11 protein-coding genes and 1 pseudogene are annotated in these 19,303 nt (G+C 61.6%); 4 read left to right on the plus strand and 8 right to left on the minus strand.

What is annotated here, in order from left to right; translation table 11 throughout:
* Positions 1-189 precede the first annotated feature (189 nt).
* The 4 genes from FYK55_RS22620 to FYK55_RS22635 all read right to left on the minus strand — a co-directional run bounded on the left by FYK55_RS22620 (position 190) and on the right by FYK55_RS22635 (position 8,247).
* Positions 190-2,367, minus strand: a complete 2,178-nt coding sequence (locus FYK55_RS22620; protein WP_150078901.1) for a TolC family protein — start codon at positions 2,365-2,367, stop codon at positions 190-192.
* 176 nt (positions 2,368-2,543) lie between these two features.
* The gene (locus tag FYK55_RS22625; RefSeq protein ID WP_150078902.1) at positions 2,544-3,788 is read right to left on the minus strand and encodes a glycosyltransferase; all 1,245 of its coding nucleotides are present in this window, start codon (positions 3,786-3,788) and stop codon (positions 2,544-2,546) included.
* The gene (locus FYK55_RS22630) at positions 3,789-5,615 is read right to left on the minus strand and encodes a sigma 54-interacting transcriptional regulator (protein ID WP_150078903.1); all 1,827 of its coding nucleotides are present in this window, start codon (positions 5,613-5,615) and stop codon (positions 3,789-3,791) included. It lies immediately after the preceding gene.
* A 748-nt stretch (positions 5,616-6,363) separates the two neighbouring features.
* Entirely contained in the window at positions 6,364-8,247 is a 1,884-nt protein-coding gene (locus FYK55_RS22635; RefSeq protein WP_150078904.1) for a carbon starvation CstA family protein, read from the minus strand.
* Between the two features lie 255 nt (positions 8,248-8,502).
* Between FYK55_RS22635 and FYK55_RS22640 the strand changes: the two genes are divergently transcribed.
* Both FYK55_RS22640 and FYK55_RS22645 read left to right on the plus strand, forming a co-directional pair.
* On the plus strand, positions 8,503-9,573 hold the full coding sequence (locus FYK55_RS22640) for an NAD(P)/FAD-dependent oxidoreductase (RefSeq protein WP_201743784.1): 1,071 nt from the start codon (positions 8,503-8,505) through the stop codon (positions 9,571-9,573).
* A gap of 312 nt (positions 9,574-9,885) precedes the next feature.
* Entirely contained in the window at positions 9,886-11,646 is a 1,761-nt protein-coding gene (locus tag FYK55_RS22645) for a divalent metal cation transporter (RefSeq protein WP_150078906.1), read from the plus strand.
* Positions 11,647-11,679: 33 nt separating this feature from the next.
* Here the strand turns inward: FYK55_RS22645 and FYK55_RS22650 are convergent, their stop codons facing one another.
* The 4 genes and pseudogenes from FYK55_RS22650 to mch all read right to left on the minus strand — a co-directional run bounded on the left by FYK55_RS22650 (position 11,680) and on the right by mch (position 17,139).
* A complete protein-coding gene (locus tag FYK55_RS22650; protein ID WP_150078907.1) occupies positions 11,680-13,047 on the minus strand; it encodes a rhomboid family intramembrane serine protease in 1,368 nt (455 codons plus the stop codon).
* A gap of 450 nt (positions 13,048-13,497) precedes the next feature.
* Positions 13,498-15,180, minus strand: coding sequence for a fatty acid CoA ligase family protein (locus FYK55_RS22655; protein ID WP_150078908.1), 1,683 nt, complete (start codon positions 15,178-15,180; stop codon positions 13,498-13,500).
* 12 nt (positions 15,181-15,192) lie between these two features.
* Positions 15,193-16,128, minus strand: a complete 936-nt coding sequence (locus FYK55_RS22660) for an ATP-grasp domain-containing protein (RefSeq protein WP_161604690.1) — start codon at positions 16,126-16,128, stop codon at positions 15,193-15,195.
* An 11-nt stretch (positions 16,129-16,139) separates the two neighbouring features.
* Positions 16,140-17,139: pseudogene (gene mch / locus FYK55_RS22665) on the minus strand (methenyltetrahydromethanopterin cyclohydrolase).
* A 230-nt stretch (positions 17,140-17,369) separates the two neighbouring features.
* Here mch and def point away from each other — a divergent pair.
* A complete protein-coding gene (gene def / locus FYK55_RS22670; protein WP_150078911.1) occupies positions 17,370-17,954 on the plus strand; it encodes a peptide deformylase in 585 nt (194 codons plus the stop codon).
* A gap of 58 nt (positions 17,955-18,012) precedes the next feature.
* Positions 18,013-18,966 (plus strand): methionyl-tRNA formyltransferase, encoded by a 954-nt coding sequence (fmt, locus tag FYK55_RS22675; protein WP_261344963.1) that lies wholly within the window; start codon positions 18,013-18,015, stop codon positions 18,964-18,966.
* Positions 18,967-19,303: the final 337 nt, after the last annotated feature.

A 19,303-nucleotide genomic window follows, 5' to 3' on the forward strand; every position in this document is an offset into this window, starting at 1 on the left:
AAGAAAAGCACGTCTCTTCCCGGCTCGGAAAGCTGTACGACCTCCTAGCGGGAGGGTGAACCAGAGAACGCCTGACATGGATCGCTCGATGGACTTCTGCGGAACTGACCCACAAATGCAGAGCCGCTGAACCACGAGCTGAACAACACCACGTTGACGTCACCACGGTCGCCGGAGCCATCCCCGACCTCATTCGGCGGTTGTCGGAGGTTCCAGGATTCCGTCCTGGTTGATGCGGCCGCCATCGGCGGGCATTTCGAACGGTCCACCCACGCGCCGGCCCGGTTCGGCAGGCACCTCGTCGGAAAGCTGCTTGGCACCGGGCAGGATCTCCACCGGCGATGATTCCAGGAGTCCCGAATCTGCCGGCAGCGTTTCGATCGGACCCGATTGCATGGACGCTCCGTCCGCGGGCACACCACCGGTGGATTGGATCGCCGACGGGTCGAAGCTTTGACGCGTGATCGGGGCCGGGATCGTGACGTCCTCGGGATGCAGTCGCGGTGCCAGGAACAGGCCTTTCTCGTAGGCGTCCATTTGGGCTCCTGGAGCCCAGGCGCCTTCGGCCAATTGGACCTGGTTGTACGCCAGCAACGAACCCTTTTCGCGATGCAATTCGCGAATCGCCAGGTTGTAGTTTGCCAGCGAGCGGTAAAAGTCGCTTTCGCTGACGACGACCTGCCGTTGGGCTTGCAACAGGAAGTTGATGTTATCCAGTCCGTCCAGGTAGCGGCGTTCAAGTACCGAGGACTGTCGCAGGTCCGATTGGTAGCGGTTGTAGTTCGTTTCTACCAGTTGGAACGTCAATTCCAGACTCCGCACGGCGTCGGACAGGTCGTGGCTGATGGCCAATTCGGTTTCAGCAAGGACGGCGCGTTCACGGTTGACCTGAAGCCGCGCGTTGGCGACGGCCGCGCTGGCACGGCGAAGCCCCACCGGCAAGGAGAACTCGAATCCGGCCTGCCATTCCTGATAGTCTCCATCGGTGATCGAGGAGTACAAACCGTTCAACGGTCCGTCGTCGGTGTCCCCAAACAAGTTGTTACCGAGCCCGCGATAGCGATACAGGCTGACCAGATCCAATTGCGGGCGTTTGTTCAGCCGAGCAGCGTATAGTTCCAACTCGCGGCGCTTGACTTGAAAACGCTGTCGGCGGATTTCGACCCGACGGTCAAGTGCCTGGGCCAGCGCCGAGTTCCAATCGTAGACAACTTTGGTGTCGATCGGGTCGGTCGTCGGTTTGATCAGCTTGTCGTCGGTTGCCGGCAGTCCCAGCAAGTACCGCAGACGCTGTTCGCGCGCATACAAGCCGTCTTCGCTGGCCAGCCGCGCCTGCACACTGGCTTGGAACTGATAGAACTGCGACTGGGCTTGGGCTTCTTCATCCTGGCGACCCGCCCCGACCTCCAGACGTGCCCGCTGGTACTGAAACGTCTTCAATGCCGATTCGCGGCCTTTGACATTCGCTTCCAGCAGCCGATATGCGGTCCACAGGTCCCAGTAAGCTTGTTCGACGTCCGAGACCAGAGCGATCACGTCGGATTCAAAATCCGCCAACGCCGTGTCTTCATTGATCCGGGCGACCATGACGCCGTTGTATTGTCCCGGAGCGGTCGCGTTGCCGACAATGCGGTTGTACTGCAGGCCCGCTCCACGCAAGATCGGTTGTCGCCATTCGGCTTCGACCCAACCATTGAAATCGCTGCTGAATTGGCGGAATGGACGGTTGTTTCGATCGTAGTCCACGACGTGGCGTAGCGCGAAGCTCGCTCCAGTGGCCGTCCGCTTTCGCAACTCGGCCTGAAATGCTGCGGCGGTTCCGACGGTCACCCGCGGCGTGAAGGCCCCGCCCAGACCGCCGGTTTGGATGTTGTTGGGACGGTCCGTCGTGAACCAATTCAGCGACTGGTTGAACTGCGCGTCGTAAGCGGCTAGCGCGGCTTCAGTTCCCTGTTGGCTGGTAGCGATCAGGGACGGATCGTAGACCGTCGCGGCTCCTCCTACCGAATTGACAGTGCCGGAAATCCGGCGAATGACCGGACTGTTTTGCATGGCCATCGCCACCGCGTCGTTCAGCGTCAATTCCAGCGTCGGCAACGTCGCCGGATCGACCAACGCGCGAGGCTCCGCCGCCGTTTCGGCCGCCGCCGTCACCGGCGTGGCGCATTGGGCCACTTCGGGGTACTCGATCGCCATGTCAACGTTGCGGTGATACGACTCGGTCGTATCGTGCGGCCCCGGGCCCAGGTGATCCCAGACGCGGCATCCTGTCGTCGCCGGAACGGTGATTGCCACGGCCAGTGCCGTCACGAGTTCGCGGAGCCGTCGACGCTTCAATTGCTTGGGGGACTCGTTCTGGATCGTCATCAGTTTTGCCGCGGATGGATGCAAAGACCCCGTGGCCGTGTCAAATGCCGCGTGATCCCGCCGAAAGGTGAATTCGCTGGATCACCTATCGTCGTCGCGACCGACAAAACTGGACCTGCTGGCATCCGTTTCGCACCCCGATCATCCGTGTATCCGGCAAAGTCAACCAAACGGAGTCAAACTTTGACGGTTCTGCCGTTCATGACGGCGTGGATCTCCTGCGCGGCTCGGGTGGCTCCGGAGGGGCCAGCGAAACGCCCGGCGACTTCGCGGGCGGAGACTGCGATCTGCGAATCGGCGAGCACTTGCTGCAGCAACTCGCCTAGATCACGGTCGCGCCGCAACGTCCGGCCGCATCCGAGACGCTCGACCCGAACGGCATTGTCGAATTGATCAAACGCCATCGGGCGAATGATCTGTGGGATCCCGGCCCGGAGCGATTGGGACGTCGTGCCGATGCCTCCGTGGTGCAGGATCGCTCGACAGTGGGGCAACAGTTGGGAAAGCGGGACGTAGCCGAGCCCGCGGACGCCGGGTGGCAACTCCGCCGGAAAACATTCCGAGTGACTGCTCAACAGCAATCCCGGAATGTTCTGTCGCGAACACTGCGAGGCGGCCCGCTGGAAGAATTCGCGGCTGTGTCGGTTGGCCGTTCCGGTTGTAAAAACGACGGGCCGATCGGTCGGCGGCGTGAATGCTTCGCCGGCACCATCGTCCAACGGAAATCCCACGTGCCGTAGTTGTTTCAGCGCCCCTTCGGTCTGGGGTGCGAACCAGCCTGGATACATTGCCAGAATCCGGTCGGGTGAAAGCCACCAGTCATGCATGATCCGTCGCACCGGCGGCAATCGGTTTGCTCTTCGGATCCGGTTGATCGGTCCGGTCATCAACGGATCCAGGAACAACGCGTCACCCAGCCAATACGCCAGTTTGAACGTGCTGCGAAGACGCGTGGGCTCCAATCGCCACGGCGTCAGGTGCGCCGGCTGTTCAGGAACCCTCAGCATCAACGGTGCCAGGTGGACATCCACCAGCGGCGTGGTCGGATCCAAGTCGCGAAAAATCCGTGAGGCAAAGTCCAGCGGATGGGAAACCAGGACCGTGTTTCCCGGTCGATGCAGTTCTTGGATCTTCTGGAAATGCAGCGGCAGGTAGTCGGCCACGATGCCCCGAATGACCCGGTACATTCCTCGGGCCAGTTTCCAGAACGCCGGATCGGACAAGAGTTCGTCAAAGGTTTCCCGATCGATCAGCGGATGAGGGTCCAGGCCGGCGTCTCGCGCCAACGCCGCGTAGGGTTCGGCCAGCGAGATCGCCACGTCATATCCCAGTTCCCGCAGCTGGACGCCGATCGCGATCATCGGGTTGACGTCCCCACGCGAGCCCGGCGCGGAAAGAATGGCCAGGGGCGGCGAACTCATTTAACGTTCGATCTCATACTCGGTGATCTTGCGATACGCGGTCGCTCGGCTGATTCCCAGCAGCGTTGCCGCTTCGGGAACATTCCCACCGGTGCGGCGGATTGCCTTTTTGATCAGGCGTTTCTCCCATTCATCGATCCGCAGCGTGTCCAGCCGGCTGAGCCCCGCGTCGCGCAGGCCCAGGTCATCGGGTTGAATCTCTTCGTCGTCGGCCATCACGACGGCGCTGTCGATCACGTTGCGCAATTGACGCACGTTGCCCGGCCACATGTAGTCCTGCAACCGGTTGCGAGCCGCCGAGGACAGTGTCAGCTGGTTGCGACCGTGCTGTCGGCGAAAGTGATCCAGAAAATGGTCGATCAGCAGGTCCAGGTCGTCACCGCGATCTCGCAGCGGTGGGAGGACCAATTCGAACACACTGAGCCGGTAGAACAAGTCTTCGCGAAAGCGTTTCTCACGCACAAATTCCGCTAGATCGCGGTTGGTTGCGGCGATCACGCGCACGTCGACACTGACTTCACGGCTGCCTCCGACCGGCAAGAACGGGTGGCCTTCCAGAATCCGCAACAACTTCGCCTGGCCTTCCAGCGTCAATTCGCCAATTTCGTCCAGAAACAACGTGCCCGTATGGGCTTGTTGGAACCAGCCTTCGTGATCCGCGTCGGCTCCGGTGAACGAGCCTTTCTTATGCCCGAACAGCTGACTCTCAATCAATTCCGATGGGATTGCCGCACAGTTGACCGTCAACATTGGCCGCATCTTCCGCTTGCTGCTCCGGTGCACCGCGCGGGCCACCAGTTCCTTGCCGCAACCGCTCTCACCGCGGATCAAGACGCTGCCATTGGCGTTGGCGATCCGGGCGATCTTCTCCTTCAAACGCAGCATCACCGGGCTCTCTCCGATCAGCTCTTCCGTGTCGGCATTTCGCGTGGCAAGCTGTTTGGCCTGGACGCGCAACGAGTCATGCTTCATCGCCCGGTCCAGACCGACCGCCAGCAGTTGCGCCGCCGCGACGGCAAACTCAAAGTCGTTTTCGTTGAACGAAGGCTGATTGCGATACAGGTGCAACACGCCCAGGGTGGTTTCGCGTGTATCCAAGGGGACGTAGATGGCGTCGGACCACTTTGAGGCGTCGGGCAGCTTGTCCGAATCGTCTTGCTCCCGCGGACGGGTGTCGTTCACCCAGATCGCTTCGTCGTCGCTCATCACCCGTCGCAACAGCGGACGGCTCAGACGAATCTTTTCGCCCTGCTCTGGCGGGTCGACGCGATGGGGCCGCTGGCGGCCGTCGCCGGGATCAAAGGAAACTCCCACCACGTCGGCGGCCGTGCGCTGTCGCAACAAAGCCAGGACGGTGTCGATGACTTCGTCCGGGTTTTCCAGTCGAAGCAACGACAGGCTGAGCGAATAGAGGTCAAACAGGTAGCCGACCTTGGCGACCCCGTGCACCGAGTCATAGGCCTTGCCGTCGACCCGCATTGCAATGTCCTGGACGATCGTTTGAAACGCGTCGTCCAATTCGATGCTGTCGGCCGAGGCGCTGACGAATCGCAGTTCCGTGGCTCCGACGGTCAGCAAGGCTTGGTCATGAAGCTGAGCCGTGTCAATCTTTTGTCCGTTGACGAGCGTCCCGTTGCGGCTGTCGGTGTCGCGAATCTGCCAGGCGTCTTCGTCGAAAAAAATCACCGCGTGAAACCGGCTGCAAACCGGATCGGAGAGCATGATCTCGCACGTCGAACCACGACCGATGTGCATCGGACGGTCAGGGTCCAGCGGAAAATGACGACCTTTTTCAGGGCCCGATTGGACCGCGAGGTACGCGACCATGATTCGTTCACAGCGTAAGGAATGGAGGCGAATCGGTCTGCAAGATCCGCGAGCGAAGCGACTTTCGAATTCCGTCGTCGAAAGCGTCGGTCGATTTCGTGATCAATCGAAATCGCCGACTCCACGCTCCACGATGCGCCTGAGTTTGGCGAGTGAGTTTGTCGGGGGGAACTTTGGAAAAGCGGGATGCGTCCGCCGGGAGTGCCCCGCCGCGAACTCCAACCATCGCAGACCGATGTTCAAGTCTACGCAGCGTCTCAATTTTAGACTAGGTTCTCTCCGGATGCGTCGGCGACTCCGTTCGGTCGCTCCGGATTTCGGCAGAATTCCGGCGTCGGCCCCGTTTTATCCCAGATTGCCAAAGGGAGAGGGGGTGGGCCGATCGCCCCTGCTCGGTCGGGCCCAGGCTTGCAGTTGGCGAATCAACGTAGCTACCGTCGCCCGACGGTGGCTGGATCCGGGTTCAATCCACGCTCTGGCGAGCGTGGCTACTGCAGCTGGCGCATTGGCGTAGCTACCGTCGCCCGACGGTGGCTGGCTCCGGGTTCGGTCCACGCTCTGGCGAGCGTGGCGACTGCAGCTGGAGGATTGACGTAGCTACCGTCGCCAGACGGTGGCTGGCGACGGTTCAATCCACGCTCTGGCGAACGTGGCTACTGCAGCTAACCCGAATTCATTCCACGCTCTGGCGAACGTGGCGACTGCAAGTCGGCGAATTGACTCTTCTCTCGATCGGGACCGGTCCACGTTAAACGTTGACCGCCGCCTGATCCTGGAAGGTCGGCGGTTGAGCGTCCAATTCCGCCGGCTTTTCCAACACGCCCTGACAGCCCTTCCAAACCAGGATGCCTTCGACCACCATCCAGGCTTGCAAGCCCAGGATGGTCATTCCGAACGCGCTGAGGACCAGGTTGCCGTCCGGGATCCAGTTGTAGATCAGGTCGTACGTGATCGCCCAGGCTGGCATCAACAACATCACAAACATCGGCAACATCACGGCGGCCAACGGTTTACTGCGGCGGGCCAAAAAGACCAACGCCACCATCAACGCCAGTCCGGCCAGCAGTTGATTGGTCGCCCCGAACAGGGGCCAGAGCACCAAGCCGCCCGTTCCGGGACTGTCCCCGGCGAAGATCGCGATGGCCAGCCCCACACCCACGGCGATCGTTGTGGCAACGTACTTGTTGGCCACGGGTTTGGCGTTCATCGACAGCGCCAGCTCGCTGATCACGTAACGCTGCAAACGGGTTGCGGTGTCCAACGTCGTGGCCGCAAAGCAAGCGACCAGCACCGCCATGATTGCGATCGACAGTCGGATGGAAATACCCAAGGTGCTCAGAAAGTTGGCTCCGCCGTCGACGAACGCCCGCAACTTTTTCGCCAGGTTCTGTTTCTTCCAACCGGCGTCGGGCGACCCATCGGCACCGGTCCGATAGTACTGCCGCCACGCGGTGCGGCCCGTTTCCTGGCCGCGCTGGATGTCCACCACACTCGTCGCGGCGGCTCCTTCACCGACACTGACCACGCTGCGATTCAGGGGCCCCATCCCGACTCCGGCCGAACAGGCCAGGATGACCAGCACTGCCAGCATGCCTTCGAGCAACATGCTGCCGTAGCCGACCGCCTGCGCATCGCTGGCTTTTTGCAGTTGTTTGCTGGTCGTTCCGCTACTGACCAGACAATGGAAACCACTGCAGGCGCCACAGGCAATGGTGATGAACAAAAACGGGAACATGCTGGGGGCATCGGCCGGCACTTCGCTGGCAATCGCGGGAGCCGAGTTGCCCAGGTCGGCGCGACCCGACACTGATGCGATTCCCAGTCCGACCACCAGCAGCGCCAGCGCGACAAACAGTTGCAGGCTGTTGATGTAGTCACGCGGTTGAAGCAGCAGCCAGACCGGCAGCACCGACGCCACGAAGGCGTAGATCAACAGGACGATCGTCCAGACCACCGTGGGAGTCCAGAATTCGCTCTCGGCGGGCAACCAGGGCTTCAAATCGACCGGCAAGTAATAAGCGCCCACGTAGACCGCCAAGTACAACGCGGCGAGCCCCAGCATGCTGGGCACCAGGATGCTGCCGCCGCCGTGATACACCCGATAGCCGATCACGACGGCGATCGGCATCGCAATCCAGACGCTGAGCACCGATTCCGGATAGATCGCAAAGATGCTGGCGATGACCAGTCCAAAGACGGCCAACACCACCGACAATGCCAAAAACAAGACCAGCAGAAACAGCAGCTTGGCCCGCGGCGAGATCAAACGCCCGGCCGCCTGCCCCACCGTCTGGCCCTTGTTGCGGATCGAAATCACCAGGGCGGACAGGTCGTGCACCCCGCCGATCAAGATCGAACCGAAGACCACCCACAGCAGCGCCGGAAGCCAACCCCAAAAGACGGCCAGAGCCGGCCCGACAATGGGACCGGTCCCGGCAATGCTGGTGAAATGATGCCCAAAGACGATTGATTTTCGCGTGGGGACGAAATCGACGCCGTCGTGGCATTCCTCGCTTGGCATCAGGTAATCGTCCGTCAAGCCGAACAGTTTCTTTGCCAGCCAACGACCGTAGGTGTGATAGGCAACAAGGAATCCGACCATGGACAGGACGGCGACAGCCAGAGTGCTCATGTGCGATGTGGGGCGATGGAGAGGGGCGTCGGATTTGACGCGACGGGAAGCGCGGGGTGAATCCGAATCTTACTCCATCCCTGGGGCCTTTGGACATCTCCGTCAAACGGGCGGTCCGGCGGATCGGGGGTGCCGTCGGCTCGACCGCTTGGAACACCCGCTGTCCGGCTCCTATAATCCCGCCGTTCTAATCCAATTTATCCGAGATTTTGCAGTCTTCCTGAGGATCTGCGACCAGCAAGGAGTCCTGGCACCGTGAGCAACGAGATCGAAAAGACCGTCATCATTGGCAGTGGTCCGGCCGGCTGGTCAGCCGCCATCTACGCGGCACGCGCCAACCTGAATCCGGTCGTCTACGAGGGAACGGTCAAACCGGAGATGATTCCGCTGGGCCAATTGGCGTTCACCACCGAAGTCGAAAACTACGCCGGTTTTCCGGCGGGGAACGTTCGCGCCTTTGTCGAATCGGCGGTCGACAAGGACCGTCATTGGAACCTCCCCCCGGCGCCCCAGGGCCACGAAAAGGACGGCCAACCGCATTACGCCGTCCAGGGGGTGGAGCTGATGGAACTGATGAAGCAGCAGGCGATCAACTTTGGAACCCGCGTGATCGGCCAGGACATCGTCAGCGTCGACTTCAGTAACCGCCCGTACGAGTTGACCACCAGCGAAGGCGACGTCGCGCGGGCGAAAACGGTCATCGTCGCCACGGGGGCGCGTGCGAACTACCTGGGATTGCCCAGCGAAGAGGAGTACAAGAACAAGGGCGTCAGCGCCTGTGCCGTCTGTGACGGAGCCTTGCCGCTGTACCGCGGCAAGCCGCTGGCAGTCGTCGGCGGTGGGGATTCGGCCGTCGAGGAAGCCGTTTACCTGGCCAACTTGAAGGGCGCCGCGACGATCCACATGTTGATCCGACGCGACGAAATGCGGGCTTCCAAAGTCATGCAGCAACGTGCCTTGAACCACCCCAACATCGAAGTGCTTTGGAACACCGTTGTTGATGAAGTGCTGGGTGACGGCAACGTCGTGACGGGGCTGAAAACCAAGAGCACGGTCGACGACACGGAAAAGGAGTTGCAGGTCGGCGGAATGTTTGTGGCGATCGGCCACACACCCAACACGGCTTTCCTGCAAGGAGCGTTGGAGATGAATGACTCGGGTTACATTCGCTGGAAGAAAGCCTTCCGCACGATCACGTCGGTCCCCGGCGTGTTCGCCGCCGGAGACGTGGCCGACGATTATTACCGCCAGGCGATCACCTCGGCGGGAACCGGTTGCATGGCAGCCCTCGACGCCGAACGCTACCTGGCCGAACTGGAAGGCTGACCGCATCGACGCGACGGTGGGAACAGGGGCGATCACCCATTCCCGAAGTGACGACCGCCTCCTGCCGACGGCGTGGCCGACGAAAACGGCGCTGCCGCCCCCGGTGGAGGGTCCACCTGCTGCCGGGGGTCGTCTCCGACACGACCGCCACGACTTGCCCGGCCGGAAGAATTGGCTCGACCCCGAGAGGATTTTTGGCCGGGGAAGCAGGCAGGAACGCCACCGGAGGTAACATCCTCGGGGGACGATCGACTATATTCCGCCCCTAAGATTCTGCCCCTCCTTCCACCTCTCTTCCCCGCCACCCTTTCGATGTCTGATCACCCTGAGTCGACCCTCGAGAATGATTCGTCGCCGGTTCCCGCCTCCATGGGGAACGAGAAAGTTCAGGCGGATCGGGAGTTGCTTCGCGAGGCGCAGGCCAGCGGAAAAACACTCGGTGCCTACGTTCGGCTATCCGGCCCCGGTTGGTTGCAATCGGCGATCACACTCGGTGGCGGGTCACTCGCCGGGTCTCTGTTTTTAGGCGTGCTGGGCGGCACCAGCCTGCTGTGGTTGCAACTGATGGCGATCACGATGGGAGTCATCATGCTGTCGGCGATCAGCTACGTCACGCTGTCGACCGGACGCCGACCGTTTGAAGCGATCAACCGCGAGATCAATCCCGCGCTTGGCTGGGGTTGGATCATTGCGACGGCCATGGCCAACATCATCTGGTGCATGCCCCAATTCAGTCTGTGTTACGACGCGTTGGACAAGAACCTTGCGGACCTGTCCGGAACCGGCGGCGGTTTGGGCGACGGTTTGGGTCCTAAGATCGCCGTGACGGTGGTTCTCTTTTTGGCGGCCGGTTTCGTCGTCTTGCTGAACACGCGCCAGGGGCGCGCGGCGAAGCTGTTCGACGTTGTGCTCAAGTCGCTTGTCGGAATGGTGGTGATCTGTTTCTTTGGCGTGGTCATCCTGTTGGCTGCCAAGGGGCAACTTGATTTTGCCGCCATCCTGGCCGGGTTCATCCCCGACTTTTCGCAATGGAATCAGCCGGCCGGGGACATGGCCGCGGCGGTGGCTGGGATGAGCGAGCCGCGTCAGGCGTTTTGGACCGATCAATTGGTCAGCACGCAACGCTCTGTCATGATCGCCGCGGCCGCCACCGCCGTCGGGATCAACATGACGTTCCTGCTGCCGTACTCGATGCTGGCACGCGGTTGGGACAAGCCGTTCCGCGGGCTGGCAAGGTTCGACTTGTCCACCGGGATGGCAATTCCCTACGTGTTGGTCACCAGCTGCGTGGTGATCGCAGCGGCCGCATCGATGCACAACAAGATCGACGCCTCACTTGCGAGCGACGATTTGGCGACCATGCAGAAAAGTCCCTACTACGCCAGTGTGGAGCCGATTCTGTTGTCGCGTATTGACAGCGAGCTGACCGAATCGGAAGCAGAGTCGATGCCCGTCGATGAGAAACTGCAGCTGGCGGCGGAATTGGACGAGAACGAAAAACGAGTGGCCCTGTCATTGGTCAAACGTGATGCGTTTCAACTTTCGACCACGTTGCAACCGTTGCTCGGTGCAAAGCTGGCCAACCTGGTCTTCGGCTTGGGCGTGTTCGGAATGGGGTTCTCCACGATCGTGATCCTGATGTTGATCAACGGGTACGCGTTCCGAGAAATGGCCGGGCAGCCTGACGGGACCACGCCGTTCGTGATTGGCTGTCTGGTGGCGGGACTCAGTGGGGCCAGCTGGTTCTACGTCTGGGACAGCGAAGCCAAATTCTGGCTGGCCATCTTTGCCAGCAGCTTTGGTGCGATGTTGCTGCCGATCGCTTACGTGACGTTCTTCCTGATGATGAACAGCAAGCGGATCTTGGGCGACGAGAAGCCGACCGGGGGCAGGATGATCGTCTGGAACGTGCTGATGCTGTTCGCCGTGATTGGCGCGATCGCGGCAGCCGTTTCCGCCATTCATGGAAAGGCCAACGACCCCAAGGCGTTCCCCGTGATCATGGGATTGTTGGTCGTTTACGGGATTGCCATCGTGGTCGGGTTCACCGCCAAACGTGGCCAGACCGCGTGAGCAGACTTTAGCGCCGCGGCGTGACCGATGGCTTCATGACGACGACTGGGCCAGCGCCAAAAGTTGGTCACGCTTCTGCAGGCGTTGGCGTTTCGCCGCGTCGGCCGCTTGATCGACGGGCGGTTGGATCTTGCCCAGCGTCAGGATCGCCTGGTCGGGCCGCCGAAGCACGCGAAGTTGGATTTGGGCCAGACGCAGACAGGCATCGTCGCTGGCGGGGCCTTGCTGGTCGATGACCACGGCCAGCGGACGGATCGCGTTGACCCATTGCTTCGCCGCACCCAGCGATTGGGAGTAGTGCAGCAGTGTCTTCTCGGACAGTCCCGCGGCAATTTTCAGTTCGTCGATTTTCAGGAACGCTTGCTGGGCCGCCGGCAAGTTCCGTGTCTGCAGGCTGTTTCGAAGGATGTAGGCCAACCGATTGAACTCCGGGTGCGCCTGGCAGCGGGCCGAGATCTCCTCGGGCGTTGTTTGCTGCGATTTCTTCTTGTGACGCAAGCCGCGTTTCAATCGGCCGGGCTTTACCGTGGGGGAGGATTTGCGCGCCGGCGGGGGCGCGGGGGCGGCCGCAGGGACGGGCATCGCCACTCCCAAGCGACGCGTTGCCGACGCGTCACCACCGCCCAAGGCGAGTGCCGTGCCCACGGGGTCATGGATCTCTTCGTGCTGCTCGGAATCCCGCTGGCGTTGCTTTGCGCCGTAGAAAAACGGGTACGCCTTCATCCAGTCGTTGCGTGACACCACATCCCAGCCTTCACAATCGACGGTGTCGGCGCGCAGCATGTGAAATGCGATCGGAGCACCGACCAGGGCGCCGATCATGTGTCCCATCGCGCCGGACATGCTGAATCCACCCAGGATCAGATCGACAAGTTGCAAGAAGATGAAAAAAGCACCGAAGGAGATGATCCTCGCCTCGAACGTTCCAAACGCGACGAAGAATAAATAGAAACATTCCAATTCGTTCTCCGGCGCCCAGATGATGGCGATCGCCATCAGTCCAAACACCACACCCGATGCCCCCAGCACGCTGCCTTCACCGGCCAGGAAAAACATCGGGATCTGCGCGATCGCCCCGATCGCCATGCAAATGGCAAAGTAGACGGCAGTGAATCTGGCCGTTCCGATCTTGCCCTCGACGATCAATCCGAAGGCGAACAGAAAGAACATGTTTCCCAACAGGTGAAAAATGTCGGCATGCATGAAGGCGCAGGTCAACCATTGCAGCGGGTTGATCTGGTTGAACTGCAGAAACAGCCATTCGATGCTTTCGACTTCGACATTTCCCAGCATCAGCTGCACGGTCGTGGCACAAAAGATTGCGATGTTTGCCACGATGATGCTGGCCGTCGCGATCGGCCAGTGGTACAGCGGCGCGTCGGTGCTGTAGGGGATGATCATGGAGATCCGGTGCCGGTGGATGCCACGAGGGAGAAGGGAGGTTCGTGAGACAAGCTGCCCGCTTTGAACCGCGGAAAGGTCACATCGGCGGGCGCGGGCGGGGACGGTGCGGCCGTCTACTGTACACCGATTTGCCGGCTGTTTGGGGAACCCCGGGCGCTGGCGAGCGTTTTTGTGGTGCGGATCAGCCTGAAAGAGCTGGCGGAGCGGGGTAGCGGCGTTGCGAATCGTCCACGCTCTGGCGAGCGTGGTTACGACGCGTGTTCGAGCCAGGTAGCTACCGTCGCCCGACGGTGGCTGTCGCGTGTTTCTCACGCTTTGGTTGCGAACCACGCTCTGGCGAGCGTGACTACGGCGTGTGATCTAGCCGGTCTCGCCCGGTAGCTACCGTCGCCAGACGGTGGCTGTGAATGAAATCCTCATCGTTTCTCACCTGCCGTCGTGGGGTCGTCACAGTTCGGCGGCCAACTGTTCGCGAAAGATCTTGCTGTTGTGCCGGATGTCGACCGGCAACGGCGTGTCGCGGATGATGATGTCTTCGATCGTCCGCGTCAGCGGATTACGAGATGCCAATTCCAGGAGTTCTGCAGCTAGTTGATCGGACTGGGCCTTGTTCTGCGGGCGATGTTCCTTGACGGGCTCGATCAGAATCACCGGCGTTTGGTCACCGGGGATGCCGCGGCCGACCAGGGCGGATCGGTAAACGCGAGGATGCGCATTAAAGATCGCTTCGCAGGGAACGGTGTACCAGCTCCGTTTACCGCGCGTGACGCGATGTGCCTTGCGCCCGCAGAACCAGAAACGGTCCTCCGCATCCAGGTATCCGACGTCACCCATACGATGCCACACGATGTCTCCGTCGGAGACCTTGTGCATCGGGTTTTGATCTGTCCGGACGACGTACCGTCGCGTGACCATGGGGCCGGTCACGATCAGCTCGCCGATTTTTCCCCGTGGCATCTCCTGGATCCGATCGATCGATTCGATTGGACCGTCATCAATTTGGATCACTTTCCACTGGACGCCGTCGAATCGCGTTCCCACGCACACGCCCTTGCCCTTGGCCGCGGCCGGTCCGGTTTGCGAGATCACTTCGCGGGATTCGATCGATGCGATCGGGAGCGCTTCGGTGGCACCGTACGGAGTAAAAATCTCCGCATCCTCCGCGACCAATTGGCGAAGCTTCGCCAGAGTCGCCGCGGGAACCGGCGCCCCGGCCGAAAGGACCCGACGCAGTGTCGGGAAAGGACGGTCGATGTTTTGGGCTTCGCACCAGCGGACGACGGTGTTCCAGAGCGCCGGCGAACCGAACGCCTGATCGATCTCCCACTGACGCGCCGCTTCGATCAACCGTTCCGGGTGCACATCGGCCGGCCGCGTCGGATCCATGTCGGGGATGATGGTGGTCACGCCCATCACGGCATCAAACAATCCGAACAGCGGAAAGCAGGCCAGGTCGCGAGAACCACGGTGGATGTCGTAGCGTTCGCGGATGCGATCAATTTGCGCGTGGAAGGTTGCGTGGGTGTACAGCACGCCTTTGGGTGGACCGGTGCTGCCGGTGGTGAAGATCACCGCGGCCGGGTCGGGGCGGTTGATCTGCGGAAGCAACGCTTCGCGCTTGGCTTGCGGAACGTCTTCGCCGATTTGCAGGATCTGGTCCAGCGTCTTGCCGCCCCAGAAGTACCGCCGTCCCACCGTCACGTTCCAGCGGGCGTCGGGAAACCGGTTCCGCAGCAGCGAACGCACCGCCTGGGCTTTGGGGATGCCGACGAAACCGTCCGGTTTGGCTTCGGCCAGGCACCGCAACAAATGTTTTCGTCCCATTCCGGGATCGATCAGGACGACCACCACGCCGGCCTTCAACAGGGCGAACACCAGTTCAATGAACGGGGCGCCAAACGGAACCAGCATCGCGATCCGCATTCCGGGCTGGATGCCCCAACGCACCAGCCCGCAAGCAATGGCTTCGCTGCGGTCGTCCAGGCTTTGAAAGGTCGTCAGCGCGTAACTTCGATTGCCGTCAGCGGTCGGCGGCCCGCTCGGTTGCGCGATCGCGATCGCTCCGGGCGCAAGCGAGCTGACGACGCGTAGCCGTGAGGCGACGTTTCCGTCTCGGACGTGGCTGGTCATGGGCGGGGCGCTTCAAGCCTGGATGAGGGAGGTTTGTCGTTGCAGCGTTTCGACGATGCATTCGGCCAACGACGGCTCGATGACACTCTGGGCGCCTTTCCAGCCTGGGATCGCGTTGACCTCCAGAAAAAGGGGAGGCCCATTGTCGTTGTCGATCAGATCGACCGATGCATAGACCAGCCCCAGCATGGCGGCAATTCGACGTCCGGATTCGGCCATTGTCTCGGAAACCGAAGCCGCGCGGCAGACCGCTCCGGCCGACACGTTGCTGCGAAATCCTTCGTCGTTTTCGCGCCGGACCGCGAACACCCGGTGGCCGATGACCAGCAATCGCGTGTCACGTCCGCCTGGCGGGATGAAACGCTGCACCTGCAAAACCGATTCCAGTTTGTCCAGGGTCGAGAAACACGTCCAGGCAAGCTGTGGGTCGCGGATCCGCATCACGCCCCGCCCTTCACCGCCAAGTACCGGTTTGACGACGCAGTCCCCGCCCAAGTCGTCGAATGCGGCCATCGCCGCGGAACGTGATTGCACAAACCGCGTTTCGGGGATCGGGTAGCCTGCCGCCGCCAGTCGCGCCAGCGTGGCAAACTTGTCGATCGCCAGTTCCAACGCTCGCGGCGGATTGACGACCGGGATCGGTTGGTCCCCGATCCGATCCGAAAGCGCGTGAAGAATCGCCAGGCGAAACGTCAGACGGTCCAGCGACGCCATCGGCATGGTTCGTGTCAGGATCGCGTCGTGGTCCTGCAACCGGATGCCATCTTCACATCCAGGAAGCCCGGATCCGGACGCATTCAGGCGCAGCTTGCCGGTCGCGACGCTGGCGGCCAGAGCTTCGTAGGGCACGATCTGAAGCCGGCAATTCATGCGTCGCGCCGCGGCGCGAAGCTCTTCGGCGTGCCATCCTGCGGACGGACCGATCATCAGAAACCGGTGTCGATTCAAGCCGGCTCCGTTCATACACCGAAGGACTCACGCAACACGTCGGTCATCACCTGGCCCGCTGAAAACGTCTTTCCGGATCGCAGGTTGTGCATCGTGACCACCGCCGGACTGAACAACGCGGGATCGACCGCGTAAAAGTCGTGGTCGTAGTCCGCAAAAATCTGGGCGAACGGTCGTCCGTGGTCCCGCGATTGGCTGCTGGGAACACGATCGTAAACCGATTCCACGTCCTGGTCCTCGCAATCGACCCACAACGTCACCGTGGCACCGTACAGCATCGCGTCGTTGGTGCGTCCGATCCCGCCAACGGTGTCCGCTTTCTTTGCCGGCGGCGGCAAGGGAGCGCAACCGGTTGCCGAAACCACGCGACCAACGTCGAAGTGAAGCGAATGCAACTTGTGCATCGCGGTTTCCACGCTTCGCGAAACGACCTGTACGGATCCCGCGATCGAACTGCTGGGGGCAACGGCCAAGCGGATCGACTCTGGCGGAAGGCCACATTCTTCGGCCATCACCGCGATTGCCGAGGGCGTCGGCAGCTGGTCCGATTCCAGGACGCCACAGGCGAGGCGGGCGTCTGCGTCCGCGAGCGCATACTCTCGCAGCACGTCTTCGCGTCCGCGGAGCAATCGCATCGGACCGCTCCCCATCGCAAAGAAATCATCGCTTTTGACGGGCCATCCGGCGTACTGGCATCCCAAACAACCCAGCAACGGCGCGTCGGTGCGGACGTACACGGCGTTGTTGGAAACCAACCGGTCGGGATCACACGGTACCAGCACGACGTCGGCCAGATCGGCCAAACAAAGCCGCGCCAATTCCAGTCCGCCGGCGAGTGTTCCGGTGGTGTCGACGCCAAAATCCCAAACCTCCGCTCCCGCCACGTGAGCGACCTTTCCGCCGCGGGGATCGCGATCGGCCAGTTCCGTCAAACGCCGTCCCGCAGCTGCGTTTGGCCCCGGCGATGCGTCCGCTGCGGGGGGAGTCTTCGGGGAGGAGTTCGACCGTGATTCGGAGCGTGCATTCATGCGTCCGATCGTGCCGCAAGCGGGTCCGCCTGTCGAGAGGGGGCGGACGACCCTGGTTGCCCCCGCGTCGCCGACCGGGCGTCCGTTGACCGGTCTGCCAGGTTCGCCGCGGGGCATCAAAACGCCAGAATTCGTGCTACCCCGAATGACAGGATCGTCGCAATCGGTCATCCTATTCGGTTGGTCCGAGTTACTTCCGTTTTGCATTCCGCCATGCCGCTTGAAGTCATTTATTACCCGCATCCGACGCTTCGTTTCGTCAGCAAGCCGGTGCGTCGCGTGGACGCCGATTTGCGCCGCATCGCCGACGAGATGCTGGACTTGATGTACGAATCCAAGGGCGTCGGTTTGGCGGCCAACCAGGTGGATCTGCCGATCCGGATGTTCGTCGTCAATCCGACCGGCGAAAAAGGCAGTGGCGAAGAATTCGTCATCATCAATCCCGAAATCCAACGCCCCAAAGGCAGCGAGACTGCCGAGGAGGGGTGTCTGAGCTTGCCGGGGCTGCAGGGAGACGTGATCCGTCCGAAATCGGTCCGCGTCAGTGCCTTTGACATTCAGGGCAACCCATTTGAAGCCACGTTGGAAGGGTTTCTCGCCCGGATCTTCATGCACGAGAACGACCACCTGGATGGGACGCTGTTCTTCGATCGGATGAGCAAGGAAGCTGCGTCAGAGCTGCAACCGGGGCTGGAAGAGTTGGAGATCGATTTCCGCTCCCGTCAGAAGACCGGTTCGGTGCCGTCGGATGAAGAATTGATTCGGCGGCTTTCGGATTGGACCGACCGCTACTGTTGACGCGACGCAGCGGGATCCGCGTATCCCAACGTCTCCTTCACCGTCCAGGAAGAATATTTTGCGAGTCATCTTGATGGGAACCGGCCCGTTCGCGGTGCCGACCTTCGATGCCATTTGTTCCGCCGGGCACGAAGTCGCCCTGGTCGTCACCAAACCCGAACCTCCGGTCAAGAGCCGCAAGGGGCCGCCCCCGGCGCCGGTCCGTCAGTGGGCGGTCGGCCGCGAGTTGCCCGTCTTTGATCCGGAAAACGTCAATGATGTCGACGCCGTCGAGACATTGAATCGGCAAGCCGCCGACTTGCTGGTGGTGTGTGACTATGGACGCATCTTGAAACCGGAGGTGTTGGAGAGCTCAACGCTTGGCGGCATCAATTTGCACGGCTCGCTGCTGCCTGCCTACCGCGGCGCCGCGCCGGTGCAGCGGGCATTGCTCAGCGGAGATCGTGAAACGGGCGTGAGCGTGATTCACATCACGCCGCGGCTGGACGCGGGCCCGGTGCTGGGTCAGCAGGTGACCGAGATTCGGTCGGACGAGACGGCGGGCGAGTTGGAGGAGCGGCTGGCGGATTTGGGGGTCGCATTGACGCTCGAGTGCATCGACCAGCTGAGCCAATGGGATGGGCAAACCGCCATCGGCACGGCGCAGGAGGCGGCAAAGGTCAGCAAGGCACCTCGGTTGAGTAAGTCGGAGGCCGCGATCGATTGGAATCGCACTTCGCGAGAGATCGATTGCCACGTCCGTGGGATGCAGCCCTGGCCGGTCGCCTTCGCGCAGTTGGCCGTGCGTCCGGACAAACCGCCGTTGCGGCTTGCGATCTTGCAAGTTTCACCGGCCGACTGCGAACCGACCGACCTGTCGCCGGGCCAAATCGTCGACCCCCAGGAATTCACCGTGGCGACGCAAGACGGTTCGCTGCGGATCGATCGTCTGCGGCCCGCGGGGAAACGGGAAATGACGGGCCAGGAATTCGTTCGTGGACACCAGTTGAGCCGTGGAACGTCGTTGTCGTGAAACAGTGAGGTGCATTCAGAAGATGAGGTCGTGTCGCTGTACTTCACCCTCCCTCCGGGAGGGTCGCGGAGGAGCTTGCGACGACGCGGGGAGGGCACGTCGGGCGGTATTGATTTCAGCTGGTTGTCTAAGCCACCCTCCCCAAAGGCTCGAGCCTCGCCTTTGACCCTCCCGGAGGGAGGGTGAACTTTGGAATCACGTCTTTTCCAGGCTCGGAACGGAACGGTTTGACGCGTGCCAAGTCAGCCCGCGGGAAGTCGCGGAACGTTCCCTGCGACGGTGTCCCGAAGGGCGGATTTCGATTTTTCGGACGGTGCAGTTAATCTTTGCCGGTTAT

Source organism: Roseiconus nitratireducens (assembly GCF_008629675.1).
GTDB lineage: Bacteria > Planctomycetota > Planctomycetia > Pirellulales > Pirellulaceae > Stieleria > Stieleria nitratireducens.